The following is a 14,455-nucleotide window of genomic DNA, read 5'->3' on the forward strand; positions in this document are numbered from 1 at the left end:
CGTCACGACAATGACCCGGGACGGTCAAGAAGGCGGCTTGTGATCAACCGGAAAGTTCGGATTTAAATCGGCGCGAGTGACGCCGCAAAGCTTGTGCGCACGGATCACGAGTATAAACTCGGGCCAGTTTGAAGCCTGAGCAAGGAAGGTCAGTTTTCAGATGAATCTGCGCATTTCGGGAAAGCACATGGATATCGGCGATGCGTTCCGTACACGCATCAACGATCGTGTCGGTGAAGCGATCGGCAAATATTTCGATCGTGGCTTCGCGGGGCATGTCACCGTCATCAAATCGGGCTCGCGCTATTCCGCGGATTGCATGATCCGGCTGGATTCCGGCGCCTCGCTGCAGGCCACCGGCGATGCCCAGGACCCGACACTCGCCTTCGAGGCCGCGGCCGATCGGCTGGAGACCCGGCTTCGGCGATACAAGCGCCGTCTGAAATCGCACAATTCAGGCAATGGCAATGGCGAGTTGACCGACATCGCTTACACGGTGATGGCACCGCTTGCCGATGACGATGAGGAAATCCCGGAGGATTTCGCACCGGCCATCGTCGCCGAATCGACCATGACGCTGAAGACCATGTCGGTGGCCTCGGCGGTCATCGAACTCGATACCAAGGACAGTCCCGTGCTTGTTTTCCGCAATGCCGGAACCGACCATCTCAACATCGTCTATCGCCGGCCCGACGGAAACATCGGCTGGATCGATCCGTCCACGACCAAAGTCGCACAGGGATAAAAGCCAGCCGCACGAGGGGTGGGGACTGGCGCGGCAGGCGAACAAGGATTTTCAAGCATGGATCTGAGCGATCTTATCAGCGTTCCGGCGATTTTGCCGGCGTTGAAGGCGAACTCCAAGAAGCAGCTACTGCAATTGCTGTCCGAGCGGGCAGCAACGATTTCGGGCATTCCGGAACGGGAGGTGTTCGACACCATCCTGCAGCGCGAGCGCCTGGGCTCGACCGGCGTCGGCAACGGCATCGCCATCCCGCACGGCAAGCTCGCGGGCGTGAAGCGCATCGCCGGCGTTTTCGCCCGGCTGGAGACGCCGGTCGATTTCGAATCACTGGATGACCAGCCGGTCGATCTGGTGTTCCTGCTGCTGGCGCCCGAAGGGGCGGGTGCCGATCATCTCAAGGCACTGTCCCGCATTGCGCGCGTGCTGCGCGACGCCGACACCGTGGCCAAGGTCAGGGGCACGCGCGACGCCGCGGCGATCCATGCGCTTTTGTCGGATACGCAGGCCTCGCACGCGGCCTGAAGCCATCTTTTTAAATATTGCTCCAAGGGCCGCCATGAGCGGCCCTTTTCAGTTCAGCCAACCAATTGTCTTTAATGAATGGCGACGGTGGTCAGGTCGTTTTCCATGGCGCCGGCCAGCGCGCGGTCACGCGCGTCGGAAAGCAGGATCGGCTGGCCATTGGCCCCAAACAGGGCCCACAGCTCCATGCCGGGCGCGATTTCACCGATGTTGGGGAAGCGGCCGAGCAGTTCGTCGCTCGAGACCTTGCGCAGATAGGCGACAGAGCCTTCGCCGAGATGGGCGAATTCGCCGCTGGTCATGGTGATGGTTTCGTCAGTTCTGGTCATTTCAAGCCTCCTTGGCGCGAGGACGCCGCTCAAGGCCATCCCGCATGAGAGCCATCGGTGAAGATCAGTCTTTCACCGATATGTTTATTTTCCGTACCAGCCGTTCCGACTCCGGCCGATCAAGGTCGATCGACAAAAGGCCGTTCTTCAGCTCCGCCGCGATCACACGCATGCCGTCGGCCAGCACGAAGCAGCGCTGGAACTGGCGTGCGGCAATGCCGCGATGAAGGAATTCGCGCTCGGTATCGTCGGTCTGGCGACCGCGCACGACCAACTGGTTTTCCTCCGTTGTCACATCGAGATCGCTTTCGGCGAACCCGGCGACGGCGAGTGTAATGCGCAGCCTTTCGGCCTTGCCGTCGGCACCGCTCAGGCGCTCGATGTTGTAGGGAGGGTAGCTGTCACCGGACTTCGCCAGACGCTCCAGGGTCTTTTCCATGGCGTCGAAACCCAGGAGAAGCGGGCTGGAGAAAGGCGTCATTCGGCTCATGTTACACTGTCCTCTCAAGAGCGACATAAACTGGAAAAACCCAAATGGCATTTTTCCCGATGGTCTTGATATGGTCCGCCCCGCGACCAAGTTCAAGCCACCAAAAGACCCGCCCAAGGAGACCATGTCGCGGACCCACGGAAATAGCCCAGGATCATCGTGGACTCACAGGAATAATCGACATGGCGCTTGAATCGACGCGCGGATGCAAGGAGAAGCGCGCAGGCCGGAACCGTCCCCCGTCAAGCGGTTCAGCAGCTTTGCAGCCGGTTGGCGTCTTTCGGGCGCAGGACCGGCCCGGTGAGCTGATGGCCAGCCAAACAAGGAATTGAAATGCCCCAACCACGCAAGATCATCATCGACACCGATCCCGGCCAGGACGACGCCATCGCCATTCTGCTGGCGCTTGGCAGTCCTGAACTGGAGATCGCCGGCATATCGGCCGTCGCCGGCAACGTGCCGCTGAAGCTCACCGAAAAGAACGCCCGCAAGATCTGCGAACTGGCCGGCCGGCCCGAAATCAAGGTCTACGCCGGCGCCATCCGTCCGTTGGCGCGCGAACTGGTCACGGCCGAGGAGGTCCATGGCAAGACCGGCTTGAACGGACCGGATTTGCCCGAACCGACAATGAAGCTGCAGGACCAGTACGCCGTCGATTTCATCGTCGAGACGCTGATGAAGGAGGAGAGCGGCACCATCACGCTCTGCCCGCTCGGGCCGCTCACCAATGTTGCGCTGGCGCTGATCCGAGAGCCCCGGATTGCGCCGCGCATCAAGGAAATCGTGCTGATGGGCGGTGGCTTCTTCGAGGGCGGCAACGTCACGCCCACGGCCGAATTCAACATCTATGTCGATCCGCATGCCGCCGACGTCGTCTTCCGGTCCGGCATCCCGATCGTGATGATGCCGCTCGATGTCACCCACAAGGCGCTGACCACGTCCAAGCGCATCGAGGCGTTCCGCAAGCTCGGCACCAAGGTCGGCATCGCCGCCGCCGAGATGTTGGAATTCTTCGAGCGCTATGACGAAGGCAAATACGGCACGGATGGAGGGCCGCTGCACGACCCCTGCGTCATCGCCTATCTCCTGAAGCCCGACCTGTTCAAAGGCCGCCATTGCAACGTCACCGTGGAAACCGCCTCCGAACTGACCATGGGCATGACCGTGGTCGACTGGTGGGGGGTCACCTCCAGGGAAAAGAACGCCATGGTGATGCGCGACATCGACCACGATGGTTTCTTCGCGCTGCTGGTGGAGAGGCTGGGGCGGCTTAACTGACGTTTGGAAGCGCCGACAAGCGCGCGGTGTCACCGGCGCGCGTTGTCACCCATTGAGCAATCGGTAGGTGTCGACGCCGTGCTTGTGGTGTTGACGTTCAATAGGAACGAGCGAGCCAACAAGATGCGGTCGCTCGACGTCGTCGTCGATCGAAATCCGCGTGTTGTCGTCATCAAGGCGCACGTCGTAGGTGTAGTATAGATTGTGACCTACCATGGCATACGGGCTGACAGGTTTCACTCTGATGTATTCGACCACGGCCATCACGCGTTGAGTGGTGACGACCAGATTGGCCTGGAGCCCTACAATCGCAATGGATTTCATCAGCGCAAAGGCGCAAAAGAAAGCGGTGCCGACCACTGCGTCGCTGTACTCGTATTGCCAAATAAGCAAGCGATCCCGAAAGGAAACGTTTGATTTGCGCATAGTGAAGAGTTGTGCAGCAGCGTACAATTCTTCAATATGTCTCCGCAAAAATTTATGGAGAAGGCGCTTTCGCCGTTACTTTGCCTTCGAAAACGCCAGCCACACACCGCCGCCGACCATGAAGCTGCCGCTGATCCGCGACAGGAGCTTGATGCGGCTGGCCGACAGCATGCGCCCGGCGCGGCCGGCGGCGAGCGCATAGGTCGAGTCCGACATGGCGGCGAAGATCATGGCGGTCAGGCCCATGATGACGATCTGCAGTGGGTAGTTGCCGGCGGGAGAGATGAACTGCGGAAAGAAGGCGCCGAAGAAGATCAGCGTCTTTGGATTGCTCAGCGCCACGGCCAAGCCCTGCAGGAAGAAGCCGCCGCGTGGTTTGCGGGCGGTTCCGTCGGCGTTCAGCGTGCCCTTCGAGCGGAACATCTGCACGCCCATCCAGATCAGGTAGGCCGCGCCGATCAGCCTGACCCACTCGAACCAGTGGCCCATGCCCGAAATCAGCGTGTTGAGGCCGATGCCGACGATGGCGATCATGACTGCAAGGCCGGCTTGCGTGCCGACGACGTTGGCGAGGCCGGCGCGGGAGCCGTGGCGGATGCTGTTGGCGATGATCAGGGTCACCGTCGGCCCAGGCACCAGGATCATCACGATGCAGGCAAGAACATAGGCGGCGTAGAGTTCCAGCGACATGATTTTCCTCGCAATGCCGCCATCGCGGCCTAGCATGCAACAATCAATGCATGACGGCGAGGACGACGCAAGCCGGCGCGCCGGTCTGGCTCAGGCTCCGGCGGGCCAGGGCAGCGTCGTCTCATAGGCAGCCGCAGCCTTCAGCACGGCGAGGTCGCCGCGTGGCCTGCCGACCAGCTGCATGCCCATCGGCCGGCCCCTGTCGTCGAAGCCGACGGGAACATTGACCGCCGGGCAACCGCCCAGGGTGGCGAAGGCCGAAACCTGCATCCAGCGATGATAGCTGTCCATTGCCCGCCCCCCGACTTCGCGCGGCCAATGGGTGCCGACATCGAACGGAAAGACCTGCGCGGTCGGCAGCGCGATGAGGTCGAAGCGGTCGAAGATCGACAGCAGCGTGCGGTACCAGGAGGTTCGGACGACCGAGGCCGCGCGTATCTGCGGCGCCGTCAGCCGCATCGCGTTTTCCACTTCCCATACGGCTTCCGGCTTCAGCAGGCCACGCCTGGCGGGGTCGTCATAGTGTACTTTCAGAGCGCAGCCGCTGCTGGCCTGGCGCAGCGTCACGAAGGCCTGCCAGAGTGCCTCGAAATCGAAATCCGGTCGCAAGGGCTCGGTCAGGAAAGATACATCCGTGAACCGTGCGAGTGCTGCCTCGCATAAGTCGAGGATGCCGGGCTCGATCGGCAGATGGCCGCCGAGATCGCCGAGCCAGGCGATACGGCCACCGGTCGCCGCCGTCGCCAGGCCTTCGAGGAAGGAGCCTTGCTTCTCATAGGAGAGAGGCGCCTGCGGATGGTAGCCGGCCTGCACGTCGAGCAAGAGCGCCATGTCGGCGACGTTGCGGCCCATCGGCCCCTCGACGCCCATCTGCGCGTGGAAGACCTCGAAGTCGGGACCGCTGGGCACGAGCCCCTGTGACGGCCGGAAACCGTAGACATTGTTCCAGGCCGCCGGGTTGCGCAGCGAGCCGCCGAAGTCGCTGCCATCGGCGACGGGCACCATGTCCAGCGCCAGCGCCACCGCCGCTCCGCCGCTTGAGCCGCCGGCGGTCAGCGCCGGATCGAAAGCGTTCAGCGTCGGCCCGAAAACATTGTTGTAGGTGTTGGAGCCGAGCCCGAATTCGGGAACGTTGGTCTTGCCGATGATGATGGCGCCGGCGTCGCGGATGCGTTCGACGAAGAAATCGTCTTCCCGCGGCACGAAATCGGCGAAGATCGGCGAGCCGAACGAGGTCCTGAGGCCGGAGGTCGAGGCAAGGTCCTTGATGGCGATCGGGAGGCCAAAGAGCGCGCCGGTGCCATCGGTCTGGCTGATATCGGCGGCATCGGCCTCGCGCAGTATGTCGGCACGGTCGCGCAGCGAGACGATGGCGTTGACCAGCGGGTTGACCGCGTCGATGCGATCGAGGAACGCCGTCACCACCTCGCGCACTGAGAGTTTCTTCCGGCGGATCGCATCGGCAAGCTCGACAGCCGACAGGCGGCAGATGTCGCTGGCCGCGGGTACGTCATGCTTCGTGCGGGGACGCATCATTTCAACCGGCCTCTTGCAGAGCCTGGTCGACGTTCTTGGCCAGTGGGATCGCCGGCTGGGCGCCGGGCTTGAGGCAAGCCAACGAGCCGGCGGCGCCGGCACGCGCCAATGCCTGTTCGAGCGTGAGGCCCGACGACAGGCCGGCGGCGAAATAGCCGCAAAAGGTGTCGCCGGCGCCGACCGTGTCGACCGGTGTGATTTGCAAAGCGGGGACGGTCAGGAATTCGCTCGGCGTCGCCGCCATCACGCCGTCGCCGCCGAGCGTGACGACGATGATGCGTCCAGTCTTGCTGGCATAGTCGCGCATGCGCGCCGCACGATCGCGGCCTTTCAGGGCAAGGGCTTCGCCATAGAGGTCGAATTCGGTTTCGTTCGCGACCGCATAGTCGGCCTTGCCGAGGAAGGCGGCTGCCCCGCCATGGAAAGGGGCCGTGTTGAGGACAGTGATCGCGCCGGCCGCCCTTGCCTGGTCGAGGGCCGCATCGACCGTCGCGAGCGGAATTTCATGCTGCAGCAGCACGACGTCGCCCTTTGTCAGAAAAGCCTTGGAGAGGTCGCCGGGCACCACGGAAGCGTTGGCGCCGGGCACCACGGCGATGATGTTTTCGCCGTCATCGCCGACCATGATCAGCGCCGTGCCGGTCGAGGCAAAGGTCTCTCCCACGCCCGACAGGTCGACCTTGGCCTCGCGCAGCAAAGCCAGTGCCTCGGGGGCGAAATTGTCCTTGCCAACGGCGCCGACCATGCGCACCTGAGCGCCGGCACGCGCGGCGGCGAGTGCCTGGTTGGCGCCCTTGCCGCCGGGGGCCGTCGTGAAGCTGGAACCGCTCACCGTCTCACCGGGGCTCGGCAAGCGATCGACACTGGCGATAAGGTCGAGGTTGATCGAACCGACTACGATAATCAAGAAATGCCTCCTGCTGATGCGCGGAAGCTATCCTGCCAAGCCGCTCGATGCCAGACCACGCGAATGGTCCAGCGCGATTTGCCGCCTCACTCGCATCGCACGGTGACGATGCCCTGATAGTTGCCGGCGGGAAAGATACCGCTCGACTTGGTGGCGATGAGGTCGATCTGCATGGCGTGGGTGCCATTGGCGACCCTTTGCGGCACGCCCCCATTGTTGTCGACCCCCGAGCCATCGAGGCGGAAGACCGAGGCGAAGGTCACGTTGGTGCCCCCGCCGCTCGGCGCGGAAGAGAATGCGGCAGGCGCCGGCGCTGAAACCGAATAGCAGTCCAGCAAGTTGAGCAGCGAGCACAGCAGGGAACTTGCCACCACGGTGGCGCTGGCGCTTGATCCGCCTGCCTGCTTGGAGCCCAGTATGCCGATGGCCGGATTGGCGGTCATCGTGCCCGATGCCCCGACCATGATGGTGCAGGTGCCGATGATCGCGGCCTGCGCCGGAAGGCAGCAGCCGGCGAGCGCGGCCATCGCGAGCAGCGCGCGGCTATTTCTTCTTCTTTTTCTTGCCATCGCCGCTTCCGGTCCTGATGCTCCAGCCTTCGTTGGCCCATCCGGGTGACGCGGCCACGGGCGTAGGTGCGCTGGCGGCCACGCTCGCGGTCGGCCCGTCACCGCCCAGGCCCATCTTGAGGAGCTTCAGCTCCAGCTGCAGGCGCTCGACCTCAAGCTCGTAGAGGCGGCTGCAATCGACGCGCTTCGGCGTACGCCCGATCGGAATCACCACGCGGCCGTAGGTGGCGATGTCGTTGTTCGCCTGATTGTTGCCTCTGATGACGCCAAGATCGAGATAGGCACCGGTGCCCGATACGGCGGAGCGGCAGGTGGTTCCGTCGGAAGCGTGGACCTCATCCTGCCCTTGCGGCAAGGTCACGCCGGGCAGGTTGAAGCCGCTCTCATTCTGATTGAGGTTGTAGACATCCTCGGCCAGAACCGGCGAGATCCCTGCCCAGGTTGCCGCAAACGCGACTGTCAGGACTTGCGGTGCCCAAAAAACTTTCCGCATATCTGTGCCCTTATCTGCGTCTGTTGATTGGGAAAGGGGATGCTCTCGGTACAGATACGCACTTTACGCTCGGCAGCGCCGCCGAAGGGCACGACCACAAGGACAGGACGGGAAGCCTGCGAGCCCAGTTGGAAAACGCTCGGAGAGATCTTGGCATCCACTGGCTGAAAATTCTGATCGTAGACGTGGATTTCGACCTTGATCTTCTGGCCGTAGGGATTGGCGGGAAACACGCGGACCGCGAAGGCGTCGGTGAAACTGTTGACCTCACCCCGCATCGGCGACATCGACTGGGCGTTGGCGGCAATGGCCGGCAGGCCGACGGCCAGCGCCGCCGCCAGGATTCGTGCATGTTTCAAGGATCCCTCCTTCGCGACGGCTATTCGCAGCGCAGTGTTACCGTTGCCTGATAGTTTCCGGTGGCGAAGCGGTTGCTGCCGCCCTTGGTGCCAGCGAGATGGACCGAGACAAGGTCGGCGCCGGGGACAGCGAGGGCGGTGGCGGCCCCCGTTTCAGCGGTCGTGTGGGCGCCGCTGGCCGAATAGGTCGGTGTCCAGGTGGTGGCGGTGCTGTCGGCGGCGGGCACGGTGGTGAGGGTCACCGGATCGACGCTAAGTGAAACACCTCCGGTGGTGGTGAGCGTGACTGTTCCAGCCGAACCGCCGCTGTTGTGGGAGCTCAGCGACTGAAGGTCGGCGCTCACCGTCATGGTGCCGTTGGTGCCGACGACAAGCGTACAGGTCGCGGTGACCGTGCCATTGAAGATGACATTCTGCGTTGTGGCCATCGCCGCGTGGTCCAGGCACGTGACCAGCAAGGCTGCACCAAACACGGTGCGGAACAACTTCATCGAGATTCTCCTATTAAGTCGGATCGCCCGAATTAATATGGGTCATCATCGCTTTATCGTGGTTAATTTAGCGTAAACTTAAATAAGATATCGAAATAACGCTCGTGAAGAAACCGGCGGTTGTCCACGGTTGTATCCAGAAGTTCCAAAATCAAGCGCAATAATACTGCGTATTTCCAAATACTCATATATTTTCTGTGGCAGAAAGCAAAAATCGACATTTCACGACGAAATCTGCCCTGCCTCCCAGCCGAGGATGGCGCGCTTGCGGGTCAGGCCCCAGTGATAGCCGGTGAGATCGCCTGATTTGCCGATGGCGCGGTGGCAAGGCACCACGAAGGAGAGCGGGTTGGCGCCGTTGGCGGCGCCGACCGCGCGGCTGGCGCTCGGCGCACCGATGCTGGCCGCGATCGAGGAATAGGTACGGGCCTTGCCCATCGGAATCTGGAGCAGCGCCTCCCAGACGCGGACCTGGAAGTCGGTCCCGATCATGACGACATGAAGCGGCTGATCGGCGCGCCACAGCGTCGGCTCAAAGATGCGCGCGGCATAGGGCCCCGTCGCTTCCCTGTCCTCGATATAGAGCGCGTTCGGCCAGCGGCCTGACATATCGGCAAAAGCGGTGCGTTCCTCGCCTGCGTCGCAGAAGGCGAGGCCGGCAAGCCCGCGGTCGGTGGCCATGATCAGAGCAGTGCCGAACGGGGAGGTGTGATAGCCGTAGCGGATGGTGAGGCCGGCGCCGCGCGTCTTGTAGTCGCCCGGTGACATCGCCTCATGGGTGACGAACAGGTCGTGCAGCCGGCCGGGGCCGGACATGCCCAGTTCGAAGGAGGTTTCGAGCAGAGGCATGCCGGAATCAAGCAGCCTGCGCGCATGATCCAGCGTCACCGCCTGCAGGAAAGCCTTGGGCGACAGGCCGGCCCAGCGGGTGAAGAGTTTTTGCAAGCCGGTCGGCGTCTCGCCGACCTCCTCGGCCAGTTCTTCCAGCGATGGCTGGTCGCGATAGTCGAGACTGATCTTTTCGATGGCGCGGCGTACGATTTCGTAGTCGCTGCCCTCAGGCGTGATGTCCTTCTTGAGGACTGCCGTGTGTGTGCTCATGGACTGTCTCCTTGGGCTGGAATATCGCCCCTCGGGGCGCCGATCGCCACCCGAAACCTGCCTTCTTGCAGCACTTGCCCAGATAGACTCGGGATTCGAGCCAGGGAGCCGCTGATGGCTGGCGAAAAAGTCCATCTGACAGGGGCAAAAGAGACCTTGCTCATGACACTCTACGGCAAGGCTTTCCCGGAAATTTCCTGGAATTGCTTTTAGCGCGCCTTGGCGGTCGCCAGCGCGCGCGAGAAGGCGGTGGCGAAGCTCTCGCGCGAATCGGGGTCGAGGAAGCCGCCGATCGGCACGTTCTGGCCTTGTGCTTCCACGGTCATTTTGGTGATGCCGATCTCGGCGTGCCGGGCGATCGAAAACCGTACCCAGAACGGATTGAAGCGATGCGCTTCCGACTTTCCCGAGGGGCCCGTCTTGCGAATGTCGAGGCTGGTGCGCGAGACCGACACTTCCTCGCGGGCGCGTGCAGCCCGGTAATTGACGCGGAAGGCGATGTAGACGGCCACCACGTCGAGGCCGAAGAAGCCGAACACCGGCCAGGCACCGCGCGACAGGAAAAACGCACCCGTCACCAGCCAGCCGAGCATCAGTGCGCCCATCAGGATCAGGAAGCCCGTCCTGCCCAGCGACCGGTGCGGGGTCAGCAATGCATGAAAGAAGGGCTCGTCAGCCTGAAACGAGGCGTTTGTGTCACTCATGACACACTATTATAGGAGGGAAATGGCGCGTCCCAAGTCCAATGAGTCTTCCATGCCCGAAAAAGAGCTGCCGGCCGGACGCCGTGATGGCTCCAATGCCAAGCCGCGCCCTCGGCCGGCGCGGCGCTCGTCCCGCTACAGCCCGGCTGAAGTGCATGAGATTTTCCGGCGTTTTTCGGTGCAGCGGCCGGAGCCGAGGGGCGAACTCGAACACGTCAATGCCTTCACACTGCTGGTGGCGGTGGTGCTTTCGGCGCAAGCGACCGATGCCGGTGTCAACAAGGCAACGCGGGCTCTGTTCAAGGTTGCGGACACGCCGCAAAAGATGCTGGCGCTCGGTGAAACCAAGGTCGGCGACCATATCAGGACCATCGGTCTCTGGCGCAACAAGGCCAAGAACGTCATCGCCCTATCGCAGGCGCTGATCCGCGACCATGGCGGCGAGGTGCCGGATGACCGCGATGAACTGGTCAAGTTGCCCGGTGTCGGGCGCAAGACCGCCAATGTCGTGCTCAACATGGCCTTCGGCCAGCATACGATGGCGGTCGACACGCATATCTTGCGCATCGGCAACCGGCTTGGCCTGGCGCCCGGCAAGACGCCGGAACAGGTAGAGCAGGGGTTATTGAAGATCATCCCGGACGAATATATGCGCCATGCGCATCACTGGCTGATCCTGCACGGACGCTATGTCTGCAAGGCGCGCAAGCCGGATTGCCCGGCCTGCGTCATCGCCGATATTTGCAAGGCAGAGGTGAAGACGACCAGCATTCCGGCGCCCCTGGTGCCGATCGCCCCGCTTGAAACTGTCGCCGCCGAAGATCAGGCGCCGTAGCCGCGCGCCATCGCCGCCGCGAACACCGGGATCAGGCTCGGCCGGATTATCAGAAGAACGACTATCTGGGCTGGATCGGCCGCGCCAAGCGTCCGGACACCAGGCGAAAGCGGCTCGACCAGATGCTGGATGAATTGCAGTGTGGCGGTGTCTACATGAATATGGTTTGGCACGGCTGAAGTTCTGCTTCGATTACTTAGACCTTCCCTGGATGATGGCGCGTATCGCCCTGGCCCTTGCACCGCACCAGCGATTTGCTAAGCGCTGAGGATCAGCGAGGCATATCGTCATGAAAAATCCGCACGGTGTTCCGGTCATCGAGACCGAGCGAACCATTCTAAGGGCGCACCAACTGGAGGATTTCCACGCCTATACCGCCATGTGGGCCGACCCCGTCGTCACCCGCTTCATCGGCGGCAAGCCGCGCACGCGTGAGGAAAGCTGGATGCGCTTCCTGCGCCATGCCGGCCTGTGGTCGCTGCTTGGCTACGGCTTCTGGGCCATCGAGGAGAAAGCGACCGGCCGTTTCATCGGTGAGGCCGGGTTCCACGATCTGAAGCGCGACATGGAGCCGTCGATCGAAGGCATCCCCGAGGCGGGGTGGGCGCTCGCACCGGCCGCGCACGGCGCCGGCCTTGCCACGGAGATCGTCAGCCGCGTGCATGGCTGGGGCGACGAGACGTTCGGACGTGCCAGAACCGTCTGCATCATCGATCCCGAAAATACGGCTTCGCTGAACGTCGCCAGGAAGTGCGGCTATATCGAGCTGACGCAGACCCTCTACCATGATGCGCCGACCATGCTGCTGGAGCGGCTGCCCTGAGGGGTGTCAGGCGAGGCGAGGGCGCCGACAATCACCCGGCCAGGCGCTACAAACGCGCAATCCGGACGGAAAACCGCTGCACACCTTGACCTGCCGCAACCGGCCTTGGGCGCGCATTTCCTTACAGGGGCGGCGAGCGGAAGTTGGAGGCCTTTCCGACGCCATAACCGCTGAGCTAGGGCTAAGCCTCCGTCGCGAGGCTCGCCTGCTCCAGCATGGAGGCATCCTCGCCGAAGGCGCGAGTGGCGCGGGCCGCCGCCTCGAGCAGCGGGCGCTTCATGCGCTCAAGGAACGCAGCGTCGACGCGCGTGCTTGGACCAGCCAGCGTCAAGGCGCCAAGCAGCGCGTGTCCCGGCCCGAAAACCGGCGCCGAGACGCCTGCCGTTTCGGGGTCGCGGTCACCCACAGCGAGACAATTGCACGTTTTGCGAATGGTTTCGTAGGGTTCGCCCTGCTGTCCCGAAAAGGCCGCCAGCACGCGCCCGCCCGAGCCGGCCAGCAGAGGCAATACGTCGCCTTCGCGTATCGTGTAGCGGATCGGACGCTTGGATTCGACCCGGTAAAGACAGGTGCGCACGTCTCCCGAGCGGACGTAGAAGGCAACACTCTCCCAACTTCGTTCGGAGAGATCGCGCATGATCGGCAACAGGATGTCCACCGCCACCACCGAACGCTGGTAAAGCGCGCCCAGCCGAAAGGCGGCGGGTCCGACGCGATAGCGCCCATCGTCCAGGCGCTCGAGCAGTTGCCCGCGCAACAGCGAATTGGCGAGCCGCAGGATCGTGCTTTTGTAAAGACCGGTGCGCATCGCGATTTCAGCAAGACTTAGCGAGCAGTCGGCCGTGCTGAAGGCATCGAGGATGGCGATCGCCCGGTCGAGTGCCGCAACACCTTCGACGGAGGTGCGCCGGATTTCCCCATCAGCCGAGTTGCCTGGTAAGTCCATTGCGGTTCCCAATTCGGTGAAGCCCGAGCGGAACCACTCTGTCGCGCCACCGGACCGTTCTGTCCAGTAGAATGTCGTTCCTGTTGACGGAACAAGGTAAAATCTGCTTGAACTTGATCACGGGTCTGTGAACAGGCGCGTTTTGGCAGGCACCGGAGGAGGTGTCGTGATCTGGAGGAATCCCATGCTGAACAGACGCAGATTTTTGATGAGTACGGCGGCGGCTGGCGCGGCCGGGCTGGTGGCATCGCATTTCTCACCCGCCTTCGCCGAAGGTGCGCCTCAAGTCCAGATCTTCGTGCCGGCGGCACCTGGCGGCGGCTGGGACCAGACGGCGCGCACGATGGATCAGGTGCTGCGCGGCGAGAAGCTCATCTCCGGCTCGCAGATCACCAATGTCGGTGGTGCCGGCGGCACGGTAGGGCTGCCGCAGTTCATCAATCAGTGGAGCGGCAAAGGCAATGCGCTCATGGTCGCGGGCATGGTCATGGTGGGCGCCATCATCGCCAACAAGGCGGCCAACAACCTGACCCAAGTCACGCCCATCGCCCGTCTCACCGGGGAATTCGAGGCGCTGGTGGTGCCGGCGGACTCGCCGTTCAAGACGGCCGCCGATTTCGTCGCGGCACTCAAGGCCGATCCGACGAAGGTTCCTGTCGCGGGCGGCTCGGCCGGTGGGTCCGACCACATCCTGTTCGGCCTGATCGCCAAAACGGTCGGCGTTCCGGCTCCCAGCCTCTCCTATGTACCGTTCGCGGGCGGCGGCGAAGCTCTGTCGGCATTGCTCGGCAACCAGGTGGCGGCCGGCATTTCCGGCTTCGGCGAGTTCTCCGAGCAAGTCAAGGCGGGCGCGCTCAGGCTGCTCGCCATTTCGGCCGACAAGCGCCAGGACGGCATCGACGCGCCGACGCTCAAGGAAGCCGGTATCGATGTGGAACTGTTCAACTGGCGCGGCGTCTTCGCGCCGCCCGGCATTTCCGACGCCGACAAGGCGGCCATGATCACGCTGGTCGAAGCCATGGCCAAGAGCGATGCATGGGCGACCGAATGCAAGAACCGCAACTGGACGTCCATCCTGCTCACCGGCGACGACTATGCGAAATTCGTCACTGAGGATTCGGCTCGCATCGAGGCCATCCTCAAGGATCTCGGTCTCGCCTGATTTCCCCAAGGGGGCGGCTTGTGCCGCCTCCTCCTTTTCTCGACGCATC

At 63.0% G+C, this 14,455-nt stretch carries 20 protein-coding genes; 7 read left to right on the top strand and 13 right to left on the bottom strand.

Translation table 11 applies throughout. From position 1 onward, the window contains the following. Positions 1-160 precede the first annotated feature (160 nt). Together hpf and ptsN are read left to right on the top strand one after the other, a co-directional pair. Positions 161-745: a ribosome hibernation-promoting factor, HPF/YfiA family gene (gene hpf, locus LB555_RS19065; protein WP_015315719.1), complete on the top strand. Its 585-nt coding sequence runs from the start codon at positions 161-163 to the stop codon at positions 743-745. A gap of 57 nt (positions 746-802) precedes the next feature. Next, positions 803-1,267, top strand: a complete 465-nt coding sequence (ptsN, locus tag LB555_RS19070) for a PTS IIA-like nitrogen regulatory protein PtsN (protein WP_015315720.1) — start codon at positions 803-805, stop codon at positions 1,265-1,267. Positions 1,268-1,338: 71 nt separating this feature from the next. Here ptsN and LB555_RS19075 read toward each other — a convergent pair whose 3' ends face one another. Then, entirely contained in the window at positions 1,339-1,596 is a 258-nt protein-coding gene (locus tag LB555_RS19075; protein WP_015315721.1) for a DUF1150 family protein, read from the bottom strand. Positions 1,597-1,660: 64 nt separating this feature from the next. Continuing rightward, positions 1,661-2,086, bottom strand: a complete 426-nt coding sequence (locus LB555_RS19080) for an Hsp20 family protein (protein WP_013893014.1) — start codon at positions 2,084-2,086, stop codon at positions 1,661-1,663. Between the two features lie 333 nt (positions 2,087-2,419). On the opposite strand from LB555_RS19080, the gene LB555_RS19085 reads away from it, so the two are divergent. Then, positions 2,420-3,364, top strand: coding sequence for a nucleoside hydrolase (locus tag LB555_RS19085; protein WP_015315722.1), 945 nt, complete (start codon positions 2,420-2,422; stop codon positions 3,362-3,364). 45 nt (positions 3,365-3,409) lie between these two features. Here the strand turns inward: LB555_RS19085 and LB555_RS19090 are convergent, their stop codons facing one another. The 10 genes from LB555_RS19090 to LB555_RS19135 form a co-directional block, all read right to left on the bottom strand. After that, positions 3,410-3,817 carry a hypothetical protein gene (locus LB555_RS19090; RefSeq protein ID WP_224683488.1) on the bottom strand — a complete coding sequence of 136 codons (408 nt, stop codon included), beginning with the start codon at positions 3,815-3,817 and terminating at the stop codon, positions 3,410-3,412. A gap of 48 nt (positions 3,818-3,865) precedes the next feature. After that, positions 3,866-4,480: a LysE family translocator gene (locus LB555_RS19095; protein WP_224683489.1), complete on the bottom strand. Its 615-nt coding sequence runs from the start codon at positions 4,478-4,480 to the stop codon at positions 3,866-3,868. 90 nt (positions 4,481-4,570) lie between these two features. Then, positions 4,571-6,016: an amidase gene (locus LB555_RS19100; protein WP_224683490.1), complete on the bottom strand. Its 1,446-nt coding sequence runs from the start codon at positions 6,014-6,016 to the stop codon at positions 4,571-4,573. Position 6,017: 1 nt separating this feature from the next. Beyond that, on the bottom strand, positions 6,018-6,923 hold the full coding sequence (locus tag LB555_RS19105) for a ribokinase (RefSeq protein ID WP_224683491.1): 906 nt from the start codon (positions 6,921-6,923) through the stop codon (positions 6,018-6,020). A gap of 86 nt (positions 6,924-7,009) precedes the next feature. Beyond that, a complete protein-coding gene (locus LB555_RS19110; protein ID WP_224683492.1) occupies positions 7,010-7,492 on the bottom strand; it encodes a hypothetical protein in 483 nt (160 codons plus the stop codon). Continuing rightward, complete coding sequence (locus LB555_RS19115) at positions 7,467-7,985, bottom strand: hypothetical protein (protein ID WP_140661714.1); 519 nt, start codon at positions 7,983-7,985, stop codon at positions 7,467-7,469. Before LB555_RS19115 ends, LB555_RS19110 begins: the two co-directional genes overlap by 26 nt. Continuing rightward, entirely contained in the window at positions 7,952-8,344 is a 393-nt protein-coding gene (locus LB555_RS19120) for a hypothetical protein (protein WP_224587472.1), read from the bottom strand. The genes LB555_RS19115 and LB555_RS19120 overlap by 34 nt, the downstream gene beginning before the upstream one ends. 20 nt (positions 8,345-8,364) lie before the next feature. Then, entirely contained in the window at positions 8,365-8,835 is a 471-nt protein-coding gene (locus LB555_RS19125; protein WP_015315729.1) for a hypothetical protein, read from the bottom strand. 222 nt (positions 8,836-9,057) lie between these two features. Then, positions 9,058-9,936, bottom strand: coding sequence for a methylated-DNA--[protein]-cysteine S-methyltransferase (locus LB555_RS19130; protein WP_140713225.1), 879 nt, complete (start codon positions 9,934-9,936; stop codon positions 9,058-9,060). Positions 9,937-10,145: 209 nt separating this feature from the next. Next, positions 10,146-10,640, bottom strand: coding sequence for a DUF2244 domain-containing protein (locus tag LB555_RS19135; protein WP_224587470.1), 495 nt, complete (start codon positions 10,638-10,640; stop codon positions 10,146-10,148). Positions 10,641-10,662: 22 nt separating this feature from the next. Here LB555_RS19135 and nth point away from each other — a divergent pair, with 22 nt between their 5' ends. The 3 genes from nth (at position 10,663) to LB555_RS19150 (ending at position 12,298) form a co-directional block, all read left to right on the top strand. Next, a complete protein-coding gene (gene nth / locus LB555_RS19140) occupies positions 10,663-11,475 on the top strand; it encodes an endonuclease III (RefSeq protein WP_140661718.1) in 813 nt (270 codons plus the stop codon). A gap of 74 nt (positions 11,476-11,549) precedes the next feature. Beyond that, positions 11,550-11,654, top strand: a complete 105-nt coding sequence (locus LB555_RS19145) for a YdeI/OmpD-associated family protein (protein ID WP_140619009.1) — start codon at positions 11,550-11,552, stop codon at positions 11,652-11,654. Positions 11,655-11,764: 110 nt separating this feature from the next. Beyond that, a complete protein-coding gene (locus tag LB555_RS19150; RefSeq protein ID WP_140875125.1) occupies positions 11,765-12,298 on the top strand; it encodes a GNAT family N-acetyltransferase in 534 nt (177 codons plus the stop codon). 181 nt (positions 12,299-12,479) lie between these two features. Here LB555_RS19150 and LB555_RS19155 read toward each other — a convergent pair whose 3' ends face one another. Next, on the bottom strand, positions 12,480-13,244 hold the full coding sequence (locus tag LB555_RS19155; protein ID WP_224683493.1) for an IclR family transcriptional regulator: 765 nt from the start codon (positions 13,242-13,244) through the stop codon (positions 12,480-12,482). A gap of 184 nt (positions 13,245-13,428) precedes the next feature. Between LB555_RS19155 and LB555_RS19160 the strand changes: the two genes are divergently transcribed. Next, the gene (locus LB555_RS19160; RefSeq protein WP_015315736.1) at positions 13,429-14,406 is read left to right on the top strand and encodes a Bug family tripartite tricarboxylate transporter substrate binding protein; all 978 of its coding nucleotides are present in this window, start codon (positions 13,429-13,431) and stop codon (positions 14,404-14,406) included. Positions 14,407-14,455: the final 49 nt, after the last annotated feature.

The sequence above is a fragment of the Mesorhizobium sp. BR-1-1-10 genome (genome assembly GCF_020165595.1).
GTDB lineage: Bacteria > Pseudomonadota > Alphaproteobacteria > Rhizobiales > Rhizobiaceae > Mesorhizobium > Mesorhizobium australicum.